Raw genomic sequence first — 15,773 nt, 5'->3', positions numbered from 1 at the left:
ACGGGCGCGTTTTTTCGCGGCGCCGCGAGGGTGAAGGTCGCTCAGGTCCCGGTCCAGACCGGCTGGCGCTTGTCGAGGAAGGCGCCGATGCCCTCGCGCGCGTCCCGCGCCTTCAGATTTTCGGCCATCACCTCGCGGGTGAAGGCATAGGCGTCGGCGAGCGGCAATTCCGCCTGACGGTAAAAAGCCTTCTTGCCGATGGCGAGGGTCAGCGGCGATTTCGCAGCGATTTTCCGCGCGAAGGCGAGCGTGGTCGCCTCAAGCTCCGACGGCGGGACGATCTCGTTGACGAGGCCGAAGTTCTTGGCCGTCGGCGCATCGATCAGATCGCCGGAGAGCAGCATCTGCATGGCGTGCTTCTTGCCGACATTGCGCGACAGCGCCACCATCGGCGTCGAGCAGAACAGGCCGATGTTGACGCCCGGCGTGGCGAAGCGCGCGTCCTCGCTCGCGAAGGCCAGATCCGCGCTGGCGACCAGTTGCGCGCCCGCCGCCGTGGCGACGCCATGCACGCGGGCGATCACCGGCTTGGACAGATTGACGATGGCCTGCATCACCTCGGCGCACACGGCGAAAAGTTCGTCCACATAAGAGGGGTCGTAATTTTTCGCGCGCAATTCCTTGAGGTCGTGGCCGGCGCAAAAGGCCGGGCCGGCGCCGGCGATGACGACGACGCGCGCATCGGGATCGGCGTCGATCTCGGCCAGCGCCTCGCGCAAAACCTGCAACAGGCCGAGCGAAAGGCCGTTGCGCGATTGCGGCCGGTTCAAGGTCAGCGTGACGACGCCCTGGTCGTCCGCGCGCAACAGCAAGGGAGCCTCTGTCATGGCTGCATCTCCATCATGGGTGAATGTCTGAAACGGTCACTTCTTGCGCAAGGCGCCGGTCTCATCGACTTTGCGCAAATTGGCCAGTTCGGTCGCGCTCGGCGCGGGAATTTCGCGCGCGTTGGGGGCGACGCGCAAATCCCAGCCGGTGTTGGCCTTGATCTCCTCGACGCTTGAGAACGGAAACCAGCCATCGAGCACGAATTCATTCGCGCCGGGCTCCGGGCGCAAAATGCCGAGCGTGGTGATGATGGCCGAGGGGCCGCCGCCGACAAAACCGTAAGACGCGCGCGCATCGCCGCCGTCGAGATAGCCGGGCGAGCTGATGTAGGTCACCTTCTCCGCAAAACGCTTGGGCTCGTGCGTCACCATGATGAGGAAACGCTTGGCGCCGCAGGCGATGTCATTGGCGCCGCCGGCGCCGGGCAGCCGCGTCTTCGGCGGACGGTAATGCGGGCCGATGTCGCCGTCCCAGACGCCGGTGGTGTTGACATTGCCGAACTTGTCCACTTGCGCCGCGCCGATCACGCCGACATCGCAGCGGCCGGAGGCCACCAGAAAGCCGAGCGCGTCCAGCGCCGAGGTAAAGCTGGTCGCGTTGACGGCGAGGCGGTTGCACTCAATGCCCCAGGGCAGGCCGCCGACCGGCGTCGCGCCGAAAACCCCGCCTTCGGTCATGGTGCGCAGGTTGGGCGCGTGGTCGGCCTGGGCGAAAAAGCCGGCGAGCATGGACAGGCCGACGCCGAAAATCGCCAGTTCGCCGTCGCGGATTTCGCGCCCCGTTGCGATGGCCATCATTTCCTGGCGGGTGTAGTCGAGGACCGCGCTCATGTTGAAAGCCCCTGCGCGGTCAGACTTGCAACGTCCTCGGGCGCAAAAATCCAGCGGCGATAGGGATCGAGCAGGAAGCTGGACCCGCTGGCCGAAAGCGTCTTGATTTTCTCCCGGCCGATCAGATCGAGATAGGAGTCGAGGTCGGAATAGCTCTCGACGAAATCGCGGATGTAGTCCGCCGTTCCCTGTTCGCTCGCCAGCGCCTTGTTCATGAAGAACGTGTGCTCTTCGTCCATGTCGTACATGCCCGGCGAGGAATGCGGCCAGGCGGCGAAGGGCCAGTACACCACCGCCTCCACCAAAATGTCGGGGATGCGGACGAGATTGGGATATTGGCGGATGCAGGCGGGATCGACCAGCGCGTCGGCGATCACCACCACCTTTTTCGCCGCCCGCGACAGTTCGAACCGGCTCCATTCCGTGCCGAGCAGGATGGAATTGCCGTTGGGGTCGGCCAGCGTCACGTGGATGGCGGCGACATCCGGCCTGAGCGGGCTGAACGCGCCGATTTCCCGGCCGCTGAACGGATCGGTCACGCTGGGGATTTTCGACCGCGCCGGAAACTCGTCGGGCGAAAAGGCGCTGCGATATTGCAGGTCGGAGCCGATGTTCACCGTCGCCGGCACGAAGGGCCAGTTCAGCGCGCCGCCGAGCAGGCGCAGGGTCATGGCGAGGTTGGAATAATCCTCCAGCGCCAGCCGGCCGCTTTCGACGGCGCGGCGCAGGCCATTGGCGAAGCCGACCACTTCCAGCGCGGCGAAGCCGCATTCCGCCTTGGTCGCCGCGCCGGCCGCCGCCAGCAGGTTGAGCTGCTGGCCGCTGCAATGGAAGATGGCGTGCAGGTCCTTGCGCTTCTGGCGCAACAGTTCGCGGCCGAACACGATGGCGTCCGAGCCGATCGGCAAGGCCGCGCCGCTGGCGTATTGCATGCCGTCCCAGCTGAAACGGCGGACCGCTTCGGCCAGGGAGATCAGTTTGTTGGGCATGTGGAAATCACCAGGAGTCGTGAAGGCCGAGCAGGCCGAGGATTTCGCGGCGGCGCGCGATGAGGTCGGGATCGTCGCGGTGGCGCGGGTAAGGCTTGTCGATGGCGATGTCGGCCTTGATCGAGGCCGGGCGCTCGCTGAACACGATCACCCTTGTGGCCATCAACAGGGCTTCCTCGACGTCGTGGGTGACCAGCAGCGCGGTAAAGCCGGCGCGCCGCCAGAGGTTGACGATCTCGCCCTGCATCGACAGACGCGTCAGCGAGTCGAGCTTGCCGAGCGGTTCGTCGAGGATCAGCAGGTCGGGATCGTTGACGAGCGCGCGGGCCAGCGCGACGCGCTGCGCCATGCCGCCGGAGAGCTGGTGCGGATAGGCCTTGGTGAAATTCTCAAGGCCGACCAGCCGCAGCGTCTCGTCGATGCGCGATCGCCTGGTCTTCAGCAGGCCCTGCGCCTCCAGGCCGAGCGCGACATTGTCGCGCACATTGCGCCAGGGAAACAGGGTCGGGTCCTGGAACACAACGACGCGCGAGGGGTCCGGCCCCGAAATGCGCCGCCCGTTTTCGGTGATCACCCCGCTGGTCGGCGGCTCCAGGCCCGCGACGAGGCGCAGCAGCGTGGATTTTCCGCAGCCGGAGGGGCCGAGCAGCGCGACGAACTCGCCGCGCGCGGCGGCGAAACTGACGCCGTCGAGCACGGGCAAAGGCGCGCCTTCGAGATCGAAGCTATGGCTGACCTCCTCGACGGCGATTTCCACGCCCGGCTCAAAAGCGGCGCGCTCCCGCGCGGAAGTTTGCGCGAGACTCACCATTGCACGTCGGCCTTCTGGTATGAGAGCAGGCGGTCGCGGACGCGAAACAGCAGCGTCACCAGCCCGGAGCACATCAGCGACATCACCAGCAGCGCCGCATACATGTTGGCGTAGGCCGCCCAGCCCTGCGACCATTGCAGGTAGAAGCCCAGACCAGCCTTGACCCCCATCATTTCGGCGACGACCAGCACCGCGAAGGACGCGCCGAGACCCATGAACAGGCCCACGAACACATGCGGCAGCGCGGCGGGAATGGCGACCTTGAACACCAGGAAGGCGCGGCTGGCGCCAAGCGTGCGGGCGACGTCGTAATAGGCGGAATTCACGCTGGCGACGCCCGACCACGTCAGAACCGCGACGGGAAAGGCCGTCGTCAGGCCGATCAGGAAGATCGAGGCGGACCAGCTCGACGGAAAGGCGAAAAAGGCGATCGGCAGCCACGCGATCGACGGCAGCGGCCCGATCAGCCGCATCACCGGATGCACCCAATAGCCGAAGGCGCTGAAACAGCCGAGCAGGACGCCGATGATGAATCCCGCGCCCGCGCCGGCGGCGAAGCCGAGCAGTTCAAGCTGGGTCGAGGCGACGACGCTGGTCCAGAGCTTGGCCCAATCGTCGACGAACACTTCCAGCAGGGCGTGCGGCGGCGGGAAGAACGGCTGCGGCAGCCAGGCGAATTTGGCGGTCGCCGCCTGCCAAAGGGTGAAGAACAGGCCGAGCGCCAGCAGCCAGGGCGTCGAGCGGCGCAGGCGCGCCGCGCCGCGCGGCCACAGACCGCCGAGAACGCCGGCCAGCGCCAGCGCCCCGCCGAGAATGCCGGCGGCGGCGGCCAATTCCGATCCGTGTCCCCAGTCGCCCTGATCCGGCCAATAGGCGGTGAGGCCGGCGAAAGCCAGCCAGGCGCCGCCGGCGGCGACAGCCAGGGCGACGCGCGCAAGCGTCGCCCGCGATGGCAGGCGATATCGAACATCGGCCTTGTCGGCTCGCGGGGCGTCGAAAGTGAGCAGCGACATGTCCCCTCCTCAGCCGAACACGTCGGCATAGATGCGTTCGGCGAATTTCGCCGGATCGGTCGAAGGCTTGAAGATCGAAACCAGTTTCAGCTCCTCGGCGTAGAGCGCCAGTTGTTTCTTCAGATCGGCGCCGACGGGGTGATGGGCGTGGGTGTGGTATTTGGCCAGGGTCACGAGGTCGGCGAGTTCGACCTTGCCGGGGCCGTAGGGCGCATAGGTCGCGGCGGCCTCCTCGGGATGGTGGGCGGCGAATTCCGCCGCCTCGATCAGCGAGCGGGCGATGGCCGCCGCCGTCGGCTTGTCGTCGCGAATGAGACTCCCGCGCACGCCGATGATGCAGCACACGCGCGAGGCATATTCCCCGTCGAGATTGGACGAGACCTCGCGGAAGGCGCCATCCTTCTGGAACAGGAAGGTGATCGGGTCATTGTCGGCGAGCGCATGGGCCTCGCCCTTCTCGACCGACACGCGCAGCAGCGGGCCGGGAAACTGCTTGAACTCGACGTCCTTCTCGGGGTCGAGGCCGGCCTTCTTCAGGCGGATCGAAAAGAAATTCTTGCCCGGCGAATTCATGTCGCTGACGGCGATGATCTTGCCCTTGAGATCCGTCAGGGTCTTGATGGCGGAAGCGGTGGGCGCGAGCAGGCGCAGGCAGCCGCCATGCGTGCTGGCGATGATTTTCACGTCGAACCCCTGCTCCATCGGCTTGAGCCAGCGCAGCGCCATGCCGGCGGCGGCGTCGGCCTTGCCGGTCGCCAGGGTTTCGAGCAACTGGTCGGTCGAGCCGGAATAATTGACCAGATCGACGTCGAGACCGTTGCGGGCGAAAAACCCCTTCTCCTTGGCGACGGTCACGCTGAGCAGGCAGGGCGCCCCGGCGTTCCAGGCAAAGGAGATTTTCTTGAGCGGCCCGGCCGAGGCCGCCGCGGCGCCGGCGGCGGTCGTGCAGATCGGCGCGTCCGCGAACGGCGCCGGCAGGATTTGAGGAGTCGCGAACACCTTCTGGCCCATCAGGCCCAGCGGGACCGCGGCGCCTGCAGCCGCCGCGCCGGCGAGAAAGGCGCGGCGCGATCCCGGATTATGGCTGTCTTTCATCGTCCTGTTCCTTGTTCGGCGATGGACGGCCCCGGACGCATCGGCGGTCGGGAGACGATCCTCGGAAGTGGGAGCAGGCTATAGTCTATTAGTTTTATAGACAAGATTATTTATTTTGAGCGCGACGGGAGCGCCGATGGGATCCACGCCAAGCCATGCGGACCCCGAGTCCCGCGCCGCGACAGGCGCGCGGCGCAACCGTTTGCGAGGCGTGTGTGTGCGCCGTCTTTTCAAGCCACGACGACGCGCGCACGCTCTTGGCCCAAAGCTTCAAGCGCCTGTTCGAGATCGCCGATCAGATCCTCGACATCCTCGATGCCGACCGACAACCGGATCAATTGCGGCGTGATGCCGGCGGCGCGGCGCAGCGGTTCGGGAATCGAGCCGTGGCTCATCGACCAGGGATGCCCGACCAGGCTCTCGACGCCGCCGAGCGATTCGGCCAGCGCGAAATAGCGCAAGCTTTCGAGCACGCGGATCGTCTGTTCCGGACTGCCCTTGACGAAGAACGACACCATGCCGCCGCCGCTGCTCATCTGCCGGGCCGCCAGATTGTGTTGGGGATGGCTGCGCAGGCCGGGATATCTGACCTGAGCGACCTTGTCGTGGCTTTCGAGGAATTCGGCGACCGCCCGCGCGTTGGCGGCGTGGCGCGCGATCCGCAGCGGCAGGGTTTTCAAGCCCCGCAAAGCCAGGAAGCTGCTGAAGGGATCGAGCACGCCTCCCGTGGCGTTTTGCAGGAACTTGAGCCGGTCGATGAGGTCAGGCGCGTCGCGCACGATGGCCGCGCCGCCGATAATGTCGGAATGGCCGCTGACATATTTGGTCACGGAATGCACGACAATGTCGAAGCCATGCTCCAGCGGCCGCTGCACCACCGGCGAAGCGAACGTGTTGTCGGCGACGGTGATGAGGCCGCGCCTTTTGCCGATCTCGGCAATGCCCGGGAGATCGGCGATGCTGAGCAGCGGATTGCCCGGCGTCTCGATCCAGATCAGCCGGGTTTCCGGCGTGATCGCCGCCTCGACCGCGGCGGCGTCGCTGGCGTCGACATGGGTGATCTTCAGGCCCGCCGTGCGCTCGCGCACGCGATGCAACAGCCGCCACGAACCGCCATACAGATCGTTGGAGGCGATCACATGCGCGCCCTGATCGAGCAGATCCAGCACGGCGGCCTGCGCCGCCAGTCCCGAGGCGAAGGCGAAGCCCGCCGCGCCGCCTTCGAGTTCGGCCAGCGCGGCCTCGAACGCGGCGCGGGTCGGATTGCCGGAGCGGGAATATTCCCAGCCCGAATGCACGCCGGGCGAGGATTGCACGAAGGTCGAACTGGCGTAGATCGGCGGATTGACCGCGCCAGTCAGGGGGTCGGGATGCTGGCGGCCGTGAATCGCCCGCGTCTGCAAGCCGGGCGTCTTCTTGTCCGCAGAACTTTTGGTCATAATTGTTCCTTGCGACGACGGAGATGATTGAGAAGGTCGATGCGGGTGATCAGGCCGAGGAAATTCGGCCCGTCGACGATGACGGCGACAAACCCCTTGTCGAACACCGGGATCAGCGCCTGGATGGGCTGGCTGGCCCCGACCGTCTCGATGTCTTTGACCATCGCGGCGCGGACCAGATCGTGAAAGCCCAGCGCGCGCTCGAACACCGCGAGCAGCAGGTCGGATTCGTCGATCAGGCCGACGACGCGATCGCCTTCGAGCACCGGCAATTGCGAGACGTCGTAGAGCTTCATGCGCGCATAGGCGACCTGCAAGGTGTCGTCGGGGCCGACCGTCACCGACGCGCCCTGGTCGTGACGCCGCCCGATCAGATCGCGCAAATCGCCGCGGCGCGCGTTCTCGATGAAACCCTGGTCGCGCATCCAGTCGTCGTTGAACATTTTCGACAGATATTTGTTGCCGCTGTCGGGCGACAGCACCACGATTCGCTGCGGCTCGGTTTGCGCGTGGGCGAATTTGAGCGCGGCGGCGAGCGCCGTTCCGGTCGAGGAGCCGGCGAGCAGGCCCTCGGCTTTCAGCAGCGCGCGCGCCGCCGCGAAGGATTCGGCGTCGGTGATGGTATAGGCGTGCGTCACGCGCGAGAGATCGGCGATGGCCGGCACGAAATCCTCGCCTATGCCTTCGACCAGCCAGCTTCCCACCGGCCCCGGCGTGCGCTTCTCGACGACGTCCTTGAGGATCGAGCCGGCGGGATCGGCCAGCACGAATTTGGTTTGCGGCGAATGTTCGGCAAAGAAACGGCTCAGGCCGGTCAAGGTGCCGCCCGACCCGACGCCGAGAACGATGGCGTCAACCTTGCCTTCGAGCTGGGCGAGAATCTCCGGCCCGGTTCCAATCTGGTGCGCGAGCGGATTGGCGGGATTTTCGAACTGGTTGATGAAAATGGCGCCGGGCGTCGCCTCCGCGATCTGACGCGCCTTGTCCTGGTAATAGTCGGGATGACCCTTGCCGACGTCGGAGCGGGTCAGCACCACCTCCACGCCCATCGCGCGCAGGTGCGAGATTTTTTCGCGGCTCATCTTGTCGGGAATGACCAGCGTGAGCTTGTAGCCCTTGGCGTTGGCGACCAGGGCGAGCCCCAGGCCGGTATTGCCGGCGGTGGCTTCGACGATGACGCCGCCGGGCTTCAACTGGCCCGCGCGCTCGGCCGCCTCCACCATGGCCAGCGCCGGGCGGTCCTTGATCGAGCCGCCGGGATTGGCGCTTTCGAGTTTCAGGAACAGCCTGGACGACCCGACGTCGAGTTTGGTGAGTTCAACCAGCGGCGTGTTGCCGATCAGCGGCAGCAGCCCCCGCGCGACCGGCGGCGGCGCCGCGATCGGCGAATGAGAAACCGGCAAGGTCATTGGCGCCCCCAAAGTGGAACAGGTCGAAAATCGTCGGCGCCTTGCGCTGCGCGTCTCAAGCCTTTGCCTGCGCTGGACATGGCGCCTCCGATCCCGGTTGACGAATCAACAGCCCCCCAAACGGGGCGTTGTTAGTTAACTTACTCGATAAACTAAATAGTATTCAACGGTCCATGACGCTTTGCCGGCGATTTTGCTCATTTTCGCACAACGTCGGCCGCGCCCGGACGCCCGCGCTCGCGGAATCCGGTGCGGAATCCGCGAGCAGGTGAAACCGGATGCGTCAAGGATTCAGACGGCGTCCAAAGCCTGGGCGAGATCGGCGAGGATATCGTCGATATGTTCGATTCCGACGGACAGGCGGACGTAGCCCTCGGACACGCCGGTCGCCAGTTGGTCTTCCGGCGACAGTTGCGAATGGGTGGTCGTCGCGGGATGGATGGCGAGGCTGCGGGCGTCGCCGATATTGGCGACGTGGTAGAGCAGTTTTAAAGCGTCAATGAAGGTCTTGCCGGCCTCCTTGCCGCCTTCCAGTTCGAAACCCACCAGCGCGCCGTAGCCGCCCTTGAGCACGGCGTCGGCGCGCCGCCTCGGCTCGCCCGTCTGCACGCTGGGATGGATCACCTTTGTCACTTTGGGGTGTTTTGACAGGTATTCGGCGACGGCGAGCGCATTCTTGTTGTGCTCGCGCATGCGCAACGGCAGGGTTTCGAGGCCCTGCAGGGTCTGGAAGGCGTTGAACGGGCTGACGGCCGCGCCGATGTCGCGTTGCAGGATGACGCGGGCGCGCAGGATGTAGGCGATCGGCCCCAGCGGCTTGACGGCCTCGGTCCAGATCGCGCCGTGATAGCTGGGATCGGGCTGGGTCAGCAGCGGGAAGCGTTCGGCGTGTTTTTCCCAGTCGAACTTGCCGGAATCGATCAACGCGCCGCCGATGGCGACGCCGTGGCCGCCAATGTATTTGGTGGTCGAATAGACGATGATGTGGGCGCCATGATCGAACGGGCGGGCGATGATGGGAGCCGAGGTGTTGTCGATGATGAGCGGAACGCCCAGCTCTTCGGCGATTTTCGCCACTTCGGGAATCGGGAACACCTGCAGCTTCGGGTTCGGCAGGGTTTCGGCGTAATAGGCGCGGGTTTTCGCATCCGTCGCGCGGCGGAAGTTTTCGGGGTCCGACGGATCGACGAAGCGGGCCTCGATGCCGAGTTGCTTGAAGGTGTTGGCGAACAGATTCCAGGTGCCGCCATAGAGGTCGGTGGAGGTGACGAAATTGTCGCCGGCCTGGGCCACGTTCAGGATCGAGAAGGTGCTGGCCGCCTGACCGGAGGCGACGGCGAGCGCGGCGACGCCGCCTTCGAGCGCGGTCAGGCGTTTTTCGAGCACATCATTGGTGGGGTTCATGATGCGCGAATAAATATTGCCGAGTTCGGCCAGTCCGAACAGTTTTTCCGCGTGCTCGGTGTCGCGGAACTGGTAGCTGGTGGTCTGGTAGATCGGCACCGCCACCGAGGTGGTGGTGGGATCGCTGCGGTAGCCCGCGTGCAGGACCAGGGTTTCGGGTTTCAGCGTCATGGCGCGTCTCTCTGTTGTTCAGGAGTCAGGGCGGCCGCGAGGTCGGCCAGAATGTCGTCGGCATGTTCCACGCCGACCGAAAGCAGGATGCGGCCGTCGGCCAAAACCGCGACCGAGCTTGTGAGGCCTCCGAGGTCTTCGCCGCGCCCGAACAGCGCAAGCCCGGCCACGAATTTCTTGGGATCGGGGAGGTCGAGGGCGACGAGTCCGCCCTCGGTTTTCAGGCCGGTCACTTCGGGTCTGGACGCCAGAAACGCAGCCGCCTTCGCGGCGTTTTCGGCATGGGCGCGCATGCGCAGCGGCAATGTTTCCAGCCCTTGCAGGATCTCGAACACCGCCATCGGGCTGATGGCGGCGCCGAGATCGCGCAAGATGCCGCCGCGCGCCCGGGCGATCAGGGGCGAGGCGTTCCATTGCTTGACCAGTTCGGTCCAGACCACGCCATGATAGGACGGGTCGGGCGTGTGGAGGGTCGGGAAGCGTTCAGTCTCCCAGGAGAACGTCCCGCCATCGACCAGAACCCCGCCAAGCGACGCCGCGCGGCCGGTCAGGTAAGCGGCGGTGGAATAGACGGTGACGGCCGCCCCCTCCTCGAACGGGCGGACGAGGAAGGGCAGGTTGGAATTGTCGATCACCAGCGGAACGCCCAGCGTCCGGCCCGCCTTCGCGGCGGCGGCGATGGGAAAGCGCTCCAGGCTGGGGACATCAAGGCTTTCGGCGAACCACAGCCGGGTGCGCGCATCGGTGGCCGCGACAAAATCCTCGACCGTGGCGGCCTCGCGCACGTCGATGCCGAAGCGGCGCAACTGGATCGCCAGATCGCGCCCGCCGCCGTCAAGGGTCCGGCGCGCGACCACGATATTGTCCCCGGTCTGGGTCAGGGCCAGCAGCGCGTTGCCCACGGCCGCCACGCCCGAGGCCATGGCCAGCGCCGCCTTGCCGCCCTCGATGGCGGCCACGCGGCGCTCCAGCACGTCGCGGGAGGGATTGCTGGTGCGGGTGTAGGTGTAGCCGACCACCTCCAGGGCGAACAGGCTGCGCGCATATTCGGCGCTGGGATAGTGATAGGAGGTGGTGAAATAGATCGGCGCCGCCGCCGCCCCGGTATGCGGGTCGGCGCGATGGCCGGCGTGCAGCGCCTGGGTTTGGGGATGCAGGCTCATGACGGCGCGCTCCAGACCGAGGGAGAGACGACGTCGCCGCTCCATGTGTAAAGGGCGAGCAACGGTTCATCACCGGCGCGCATGGCGTGCTCCTGGTTGGTTTCGTGAAGGATGAAGGCGCCGGGCGGGCGCCAGTCGCCGCTCCATTCGGCGGCGCCCGTGAGCACATGATAGAGCTCCACGGCGGGATGGCGATGGGCCGGGTAATGGGTGTGGGGGCCGATGAGGGTCAGGCCGAGACAGACCTCGTCGCTGCGCAACGGCGCGGCCGGACCGACGAACTCCGCCCACCCCATGTTGAGATGCAGATCCGGCAGGTCGGCGCGGGCGTCATAGCCGTAGCGCCAGGGCAGGCCTTGGGCGAGCGGGCCAAGCAAGGCGGCGATGTCCGGGGCGTCGCGCTCCAGTCCGGCCAGCGCGGCCGGCAGATGGCGGACCAGCGGATGCGCGCTCGCCGCATAGGGGGCCTCCGCCGACGCGCGGTCGAGCAGGCCGCTCACCTTGGCCGCCTCCGCGCCCGCCCTGCCCTCGGCCCGTGTCAGCCGGCCCCGCAGCAGCGCCACGAGGGCGGCGAGATCGGCGCTCATCTGTTCGGCTCCGACAGCAGCGCCGCGACGGTGTGGCCGATGCGCCGACCCTGGCGCAACCCCGCCAGCGCCGCTTCCGCATCCAGTTGATGCGGGCGCAGGGCCTGTTCGATCGACAGGGCGTCGCGGCCCGCCTGTTCCAGCTCCAGCCCGGCGAAGGCGGCTTCCAGAACGTCCACCTCGTAGAAGTGAAACGGCCCCAGACCCTGGCGCCGCCATTGGGCATAGGACCCGACGATCGCTTCAGGATCGACCTGCGCCTTCCACCAATAGCCCAGGAAACGCGCGACATACCCGGCCGCCTCGGCCATGTCCGTCAGCGCCGACAGCGGCACGCGGGCGCCGATGGTGGACAGCACCGCGCCCCCCGGCCTCAGGAACTCATGGGCCTGGACCAGCGCAACATAGTGCAGCGCCAGCAGCGCGTCGCGCGCCGCCTGGGGAACGGACTCGTCGCGCGGGGCGAGAAACGTCGCGCTGGTGCTGTCGGCCTCGACCTTGGCGCCGTCGGCCAGGGGCAGGTTGGGCAGATTCTCGTAGATCAGGTCGAATTTGACGCCGCTTCCGCGCAGCGGCTGCAGCAGGTCGCCGGCCCCGGCGTGCAGGGCGACCGAACTGTTTGGCGCGAGGTTGCGGCGGATATTTTCGGCGGCCGCCTCGACCACGTCGGGGAACAGGTCGGTCACGCCGACCACCTCCGCGCCCAACAATTCGACGGCGGCCAGGGCGTCGAGGCCGACGCCGGTTCCCAGCGCGCAAAACGCCTTGCAGGCGGCTTCACCGCGTCGGGCGCGCAAAATCTTGAGCGCCGGAGCGACGATGCTGGACACCCAGTCGCGCTGGCGGTCCTCGACCGGGGGCCGCCAGGCGCGGTCGGCCACGTCGATTTTTACGCGCGGGCGCAGATGGCGGGGCTTGTCGATGTCGAGATAGGCGGCGATGTCCAGGGACAGCGACGCGGACGTTTCAAGATCGGTCATAAAACAAACTTTCGGCGGTCGAACAGCGTTGAGGGTCACAGGCTTTGCAGTCGCTCCTTGTCCAGCAGATGGGCGCTGTAGGAGCCGACCGTGTAAAGCGCGGCGACCGGGTTGTGGCCGAGCACGCGGTCCTTGACGACAAGCGTGGTCACCGGCGCTTCGGAATGCTTGATGAACAGCGAATCGTGGCCGACGCACAGGCCCATGATGATGTTGAGGCCGGTCTGTTCGCGGTTGAGCAGGCGCGCCTGCAGGATCGGATTGCAGCCGGCCTCGTAGCTGTCGCACTTGATCTTCAGATCCTCGGGAACGCCCATTTCGGTCTTGTCGATCGACCCCACCTTGCACAGCGCGGTGAACGTGTGAAATCCGGCGAGACGCAGGATTTTCACCAGGGTCCGGGTCTCCTCGATCAGGCCGAAGCAGGTGGCGATACCGATGCGGGCGGCGCCGATGCGCCGCGCGAAGGCGATGGTTTCCTCGACCCGGTTGATCTTGCCGTAATACAGGCCCTCGACCTCGGCGGCGGCCTGGGCGATGAAGGAATCCGCCCGGTCCGCCTCTTGCGCGCCGGCGTAGCGCGCCGCCAGCTCCGCGCGTTCGCTGTCATCCAGCGCGGTGGTGAGGCAGAATTTCGGGTAATGCTTGTCGTGGCGGTAGCAGTGCAACTGCCGGCAGTCGGAGCAACTCAAGACATCGGTGTCGGTCATGTCATCCTGTCTGGGCGATGGTTCGCGCGGGGTGGGGGCGACCCGCCGCCGGCGTGGCGCGATCGCTTGGCCTTTCGCGCGGCATGATTGGTCATGTTCAACGTCCCGTTGCTCCGGACGAACATCGCGTTTCTCGCAATCCCGAGCGGAAAACGCGGGCGCCATGAAGACGGGGCCGGACGCAACTGATAATATCCATAAAACTAATAGACAATAAAAATCTTGCGCGGCGCGGGACCGGGCGAACGGAGACAGGCCATGAGTGTTTGACATCTGTCGCGGAACGTCTTGCCGCCGCCCTACTTATCCGTTAGTCTGGATTTATGGATGATGAAAAAGTTCTCGCCGCCCTGGCGGCCCTGTCGCAGGCGACTCGCCTGCACTGTTTTCGTCTGCTCGTCGGCGCCGAACCGACCGGCGTCGCCGCCGGCGAATTGGCGCGTCGGCTGGGCGTGCCGCAGAACACCCTTTCCGCGCATTTGTCGATCATGGCCAACGCGGGCCTTGTCAAAGGCGAGCGCCACAGCCGCTCGATCATCTACCGCGTGGATCTCGCTCATTTCCGAGAGCTGGTCCTGTTCCTGCTCAAGGATTGTTGCGGCGGCCGCGCTGATGTTTGCGCCGCGCTGATCGCTGACATCACCCCCTGCCACCCGCCAGAGGCGCCCGTTCATGGCTGACCGCAGCTCCAACGCCGACCGGCTGAACCCGCCTCCAAATCCTTCAATCGGTCGCCCGTGACGGCGCGGAGTCAATCCATGTCCCTGTTCGAACGCTATCTGACCCTCTGGGTTTTGCTCTGCATTGTCGCGGGCGTCGCCCTCGGCCATTTCCTTCCCGACGCGTTCCAGATCATCGGCGCCGCCGAGATCGCCAAGGTCAACCTGCCGGTGGCGGGGTTGATCTGGCTGATGATCATCCCGATGCTGGTCAAGATCGATTTTGCCGCGCTGTCTCAGGTCGCCGCGCATTGGCGCGGCATTGGCGTGACCTTGTTCATCAACTGGGCGATAAAACCTTTCTCGATGGCGTTGCTCGGCTGGCTGTTCATCGGCGGTCTGTTCAGAACCTATCTGCCCGCCGACCAGATCGACTCCTATATCGCCGGGCTGATCCTGCTGGCGGCGGCGCCCTGCACGGCCATGGTGTTCGTCTGGAGCAATTTGTGCAAGGGCGAGCCGCATTTCACCTTGAGTCAGGTCGCGCTCAACGACGTCATCATGGTGGTCGCCTTCGCGCCCATCGTCGGCCTGCTGCTCGGCCTGTCGGCGATCACGGTCCCGTGGGAAACGCTGCTGCTGTCGGTCGCGCTCTATATCGTCGTTCCCGTGATCATCGCCCAGATCGTGCGCAACATCCTCATCGCCAAGGGCGGCGAGGCGGCGCTGGGGCGCCTGCTGAAAACCTTGCAGCCGCTGTCGCTGGTCGCCTTGCTGGCGACGCTGGTCCTGCTGTTTGGGTTCCAGGGCGAACAGATTCTGGCGCAGCCGCTGGTCATCGTCCTGCTCGCGTTTCCCATCCTGATCCAGGTCTATTTCAACGCCGGGTTGGCCTATCTGCTCAATCGGGCGAGCGGGGAAGCCCATTGCGTCGCCGGGCCTTCCGCCCTGATCGGCGCCAGCAATTTCTTCGAACTGGCCGTCGCCGCCGCCATCAGCCTGTTCGGCTTCCATTCCGGCGCGGCGCTGGCGACGGTCGTCGGCGTGCTGATCGAAGTGCCGGTGATGCTGTCGGTCGTGGCCATCGTCAACCGGACGCGCGGCTGGTACGACTCCGGCGCCGCCGTCCGCCGCGTCGCCGCCGAAAATCTCAAGGAGAAGACCATTGGCTGAGGACATGAAGGTGGTGATCCACCACAATCCGGCTTGCGGCACGTCGCGCAACGTTCTCGCCATTATCGAGGCCGCCGGCTACAAGCCGACCGTGATCGAATATCTCAAGACCGGCTGGACCCGGCCGCAACTCGAAGACCTGTTCGCGCGCGCCGGCCTGACTCCGCGCGCGGCGCTGCGCACATCGAAATCGCCGGCGCAACAGCTTGGGCTGCTCGATCCCGCCGTCACCGATGACGCGCTGCTCGACGCGATGGTCGCGCATCCCGTCCTGGTCAACCGACCCATCGTCTGCACCGCCAAAGGCGTGCGCCTGTGCCGCCCCAGCGAGCTTGTGCTCGACCTGCTCGACCGCCTACCGCCGGGACCGCTGGCCAAGGAAGACGGTCAGGCGGTGATCGACGCCGAGGGCAAGCGCGTCGGCTGAACCGCTCGACCGGCAGCGAACACAACATGCGCCGCGCATCCTGTCGCTTCATGGCGCATTTTCTTGACGAGACCCGGTGTCCGCT

The 15,773-nt window shown here is 66.1% G+C and carries 16 protein-coding genes; 3 read left to right on the top strand and 13 right to left on the bottom strand.

Annotated elements, in window-relative coordinates; all coding sequences use genetic code 11:
* Positions 1-41 precede the first annotated feature (41 nt).
* The 13 genes from CCR94_RS23995 to CCR94_RS23935 form a co-directional block, all read right to left on the bottom strand.
* Positions 42-827, bottom strand: coding sequence for an enoyl-CoA hydratase (locus CCR94_RS23995; protein WP_104510799.1), 786 nt, complete (start codon positions 825-827; stop codon positions 42-44).
* A gap of 36 nt (positions 828-863) precedes the next feature.
* Positions 864-1,658 (bottom strand): CoA-transferase subunit beta, encoded by a 795-nt coding sequence (locus CCR94_RS23990; RefSeq protein ID WP_104510798.1) that lies wholly within the window; start codon positions 1,656-1,658, stop codon positions 864-866.
* On the bottom strand, positions 1,655-2,647 hold the full coding sequence (locus CCR94_RS23985) for a CoA transferase subunit A (RefSeq protein WP_104510797.1): 993 nt from the start codon (positions 2,645-2,647) through the stop codon (positions 1,655-1,657). Before CCR94_RS23985 ends, CCR94_RS23990 begins: the two co-directional genes overlap by 4 nt.
* Positions 2,648-2,654: 7 nt before the next feature.
* The gene (locus CCR94_RS23980) at positions 2,655-3,458 is read right to left on the bottom strand and encodes an ABC transporter ATP-binding protein (protein WP_104510796.1); all 804 of its coding nucleotides are present in this window, start codon (positions 3,456-3,458) and stop codon (positions 2,655-2,657) included.
* Entirely contained in the window at positions 3,452-4,471 is a 1,020-nt protein-coding gene (locus tag CCR94_RS23975; RefSeq protein ID WP_104510795.1) for an ABC transporter permease, read from the bottom strand. Before CCR94_RS23975 ends, CCR94_RS23980 begins: the two co-directional genes overlap by 7 nt.
* A 9-nt stretch (positions 4,472-4,480) precedes the next feature.
* Positions 4,481-5,566, bottom strand: a complete 1,086-nt coding sequence (locus tag CCR94_RS23970; protein WP_104510794.1) for an ABC transporter substrate-binding protein — start codon at positions 5,564-5,566, stop codon at positions 4,481-4,483.
* A gap of 230 nt (positions 5,567-5,796) precedes the next feature.
* Entirely contained in the window at positions 5,797-7,005 is a 1,209-nt protein-coding gene (locus CCR94_RS23965) for a trans-sulfuration enzyme family protein (RefSeq protein WP_104510793.1), read from the bottom strand.
* A complete protein-coding gene (locus tag CCR94_RS23960; RefSeq protein WP_104510792.1) occupies positions 7,002-8,414 on the bottom strand; it encodes a pyridoxal-phosphate dependent enzyme in 1,413 nt (470 codons plus the stop codon). Before CCR94_RS23960 ends, CCR94_RS23965 begins: the two co-directional genes overlap by 4 nt.
* Before the next feature lie 291 nt (positions 8,415-8,705).
* Positions 8,706-9,989 carry an O-acetylhomoserine aminocarboxypropyltransferase/cysteine synthase family protein gene (locus CCR94_RS23955; protein WP_104510791.1) on the bottom strand — a complete coding sequence of 428 codons (1,284 nt, stop codon included), beginning with the start codon at positions 9,987-9,989 and terminating at the stop codon, positions 8,706-8,708.
* Complete coding sequence (locus tag CCR94_RS23950; RefSeq protein ID WP_104510790.1) at positions 9,986-11,152, bottom strand: PLP-dependent transferase; 1,167 nt, start codon at positions 11,150-11,152, stop codon at positions 9,986-9,988. The genes CCR94_RS23955 and CCR94_RS23950 overlap by 4 nt, the downstream gene beginning before the upstream one ends.
* Entirely contained in the window at positions 11,149-11,739 is a 591-nt protein-coding gene (locus CCR94_RS23945) for a dimethylsulfonioproprionate lyase family protein (protein WP_158254891.1), read from the bottom strand. Before CCR94_RS23945 ends, CCR94_RS23950 begins: the two co-directional genes overlap by 4 nt.
* On the bottom strand, positions 11,736-12,719 hold the full coding sequence (locus CCR94_RS25365; RefSeq protein WP_158254890.1) for a class I SAM-dependent methyltransferase: 984 nt from the start codon (positions 12,717-12,719) through the stop codon (positions 11,736-11,738). Before CCR94_RS25365 ends, CCR94_RS23945 begins: the two co-directional genes overlap by 4 nt.
* A 35-nt stretch (positions 12,720-12,754) precedes the next feature.
* On the bottom strand, positions 12,755-13,429 hold the full coding sequence (locus tag CCR94_RS23935; RefSeq protein ID WP_104510788.1) for a DUF1847 domain-containing protein: 675 nt from the start codon (positions 13,427-13,429) through the stop codon (positions 12,755-12,757).
* Positions 13,430-13,752: 323 nt separating this feature from the next.
* Here CCR94_RS23935 and CCR94_RS23930 point away from each other — a divergent pair, with 323 nt between their 5' ends.
* The 3 genes from CCR94_RS23930 to arsC all read left to right on the top strand — a co-directional run bounded on the left by CCR94_RS23930 (position 13,753) and on the right by arsC (position 15,688).
* Entirely contained in the window at positions 13,753-14,109 is a 357-nt protein-coding gene (locus CCR94_RS23930; protein ID WP_104510787.1) for an ArsR/SmtB family transcription factor, read from the top strand.
* A gap of 78 nt (positions 14,110-14,187) precedes the next feature.
* A complete protein-coding gene (arsB, locus tag CCR94_RS23925; RefSeq protein WP_104510786.1) occupies positions 14,188-15,261 on the top strand; it encodes an ACR3 family arsenite efflux transporter in 1,074 nt (357 codons plus the stop codon).
* A gap of 4 nt (positions 15,262-15,265) precedes the next feature.
* The gene (arsC, locus tag CCR94_RS23920) at positions 15,266-15,688 is read left to right on the top strand and encodes an arsenate reductase (glutaredoxin) (RefSeq protein WP_104510785.1); all 423 of its coding nucleotides are present in this window, start codon (positions 15,266-15,268) and stop codon (positions 15,686-15,688) included.
* Positions 15,689-15,773: the final 85 nt, after the last annotated feature.

The sequence above is a fragment of the Rhodoblastus sphagnicola genome (assembly GCF_002937075.1).
GTDB lineage: Bacteria > Pseudomonadota > Alphaproteobacteria > Rhizobiales > Beijerinckiaceae > Rhodoblastus > Rhodoblastus sphagnicola.
This window is presented reverse-complemented; position numbering and strand designations above follow the sequence as displayed.

Coding starts and splice junctions, on each gene's coding strand:
- arsC (WP_104510785.1), top strand. CDS start 15,266: ATGAAGGTGGTGATCCACCACAATCCGGCTTGCGGCACGTCGCGCAAC.
- arsB (WP_104510786.1), top strand. CDS start 14,188: ATGTCCCTGTTCGAACGCTATCTGACCCTCTGGGTTTTGCTCTGCATT.
- CCR94_RS23965 (WP_104510793.1), bottom strand. CDS start 7,005: ATGACCAAAAGTTCTGCGGACAAGAAGACGCCCGGCTTGCAGACGCGG.
- CCR94_RS23960 (WP_104510792.1), bottom strand. CDS start 8,414: ATGACCTTGCCGGTTTCTCATTCGCCGATCGCGGCGCCGCCGCCGGTC.
- CCR94_RS23975 (WP_104510795.1), bottom strand. CDS start 4,471: ATGTCGCTGCTCACTTTCGACGCCCCGCGAGCCGACAAGGCCGATGTT.
- CCR94_RS23935 (WP_104510788.1), bottom strand. CDS start 13,429: ATGACCGACACCGATGTCTTGAGTTGCTCCGACTGCCGGCAGTTGCAC.
- CCR94_RS23970 (WP_104510794.1), bottom strand. CDS start 5,566: ATGAAAGACAGCCATAATCCGGGATCGCGCCGCGCCTTTCTCGCCGGC.
- CCR94_RS23980 (WP_104510796.1), bottom strand. CDS start 3,458: ATGGTGAGTCTCGCGCAAACTTCCGCGCGGGAGCGCGCCGCTTTTGAG.
- CCR94_RS23985 (WP_104510797.1), bottom strand. CDS start 2,647: ATGCCCAACAAACTGATCTCCCTGGCCGAAGCGGTCCGCCGTTTCAGC.
- CCR94_RS23950 (WP_104510790.1), bottom strand. CDS start 11,152: ATGAGCCTGCATCCCCAAACCCAGGCGCTGCACGCCGGCCATCGCGCC.
- CCR94_RS23945 (WP_158254891.1), bottom strand. CDS start 11,739: ATGAGCGCCGATCTCGCCGCCCTCGTGGCGCTGCTGCGGGGCCGGCTG.
- CCR94_RS23990 (WP_104510798.1), bottom strand. CDS start 1,658: ATGAGCGCGGTCCTCGACTACACCCGCCAGGAAATGATGGCCATCGCA.
- CCR94_RS23930 (WP_104510787.1), top strand. CDS start 13,753: ATGGATGATGAAAAAGTTCTCGCCGCCCTGGCGGCCCTGTCGCAGGCG.
- CCR94_RS23995 (WP_104510799.1), bottom strand. CDS start 827: ATGACAGAGGCTCCCTTGCTGTTGCGCGCGGACGACCAGGGCGTCGTC.
- CCR94_RS25365 (WP_158254890.1), bottom strand. CDS start 12,719: ATGACCGATCTTGAAACGTCCGCGTCGCTGTCCCTGGACATCGCCGCC.
- CCR94_RS23955 (WP_104510791.1), bottom strand. CDS start 9,989: ATGACGCTGAAACCCGAAACCCTGGTCCTGCACGCGGGCTACCGCAGC.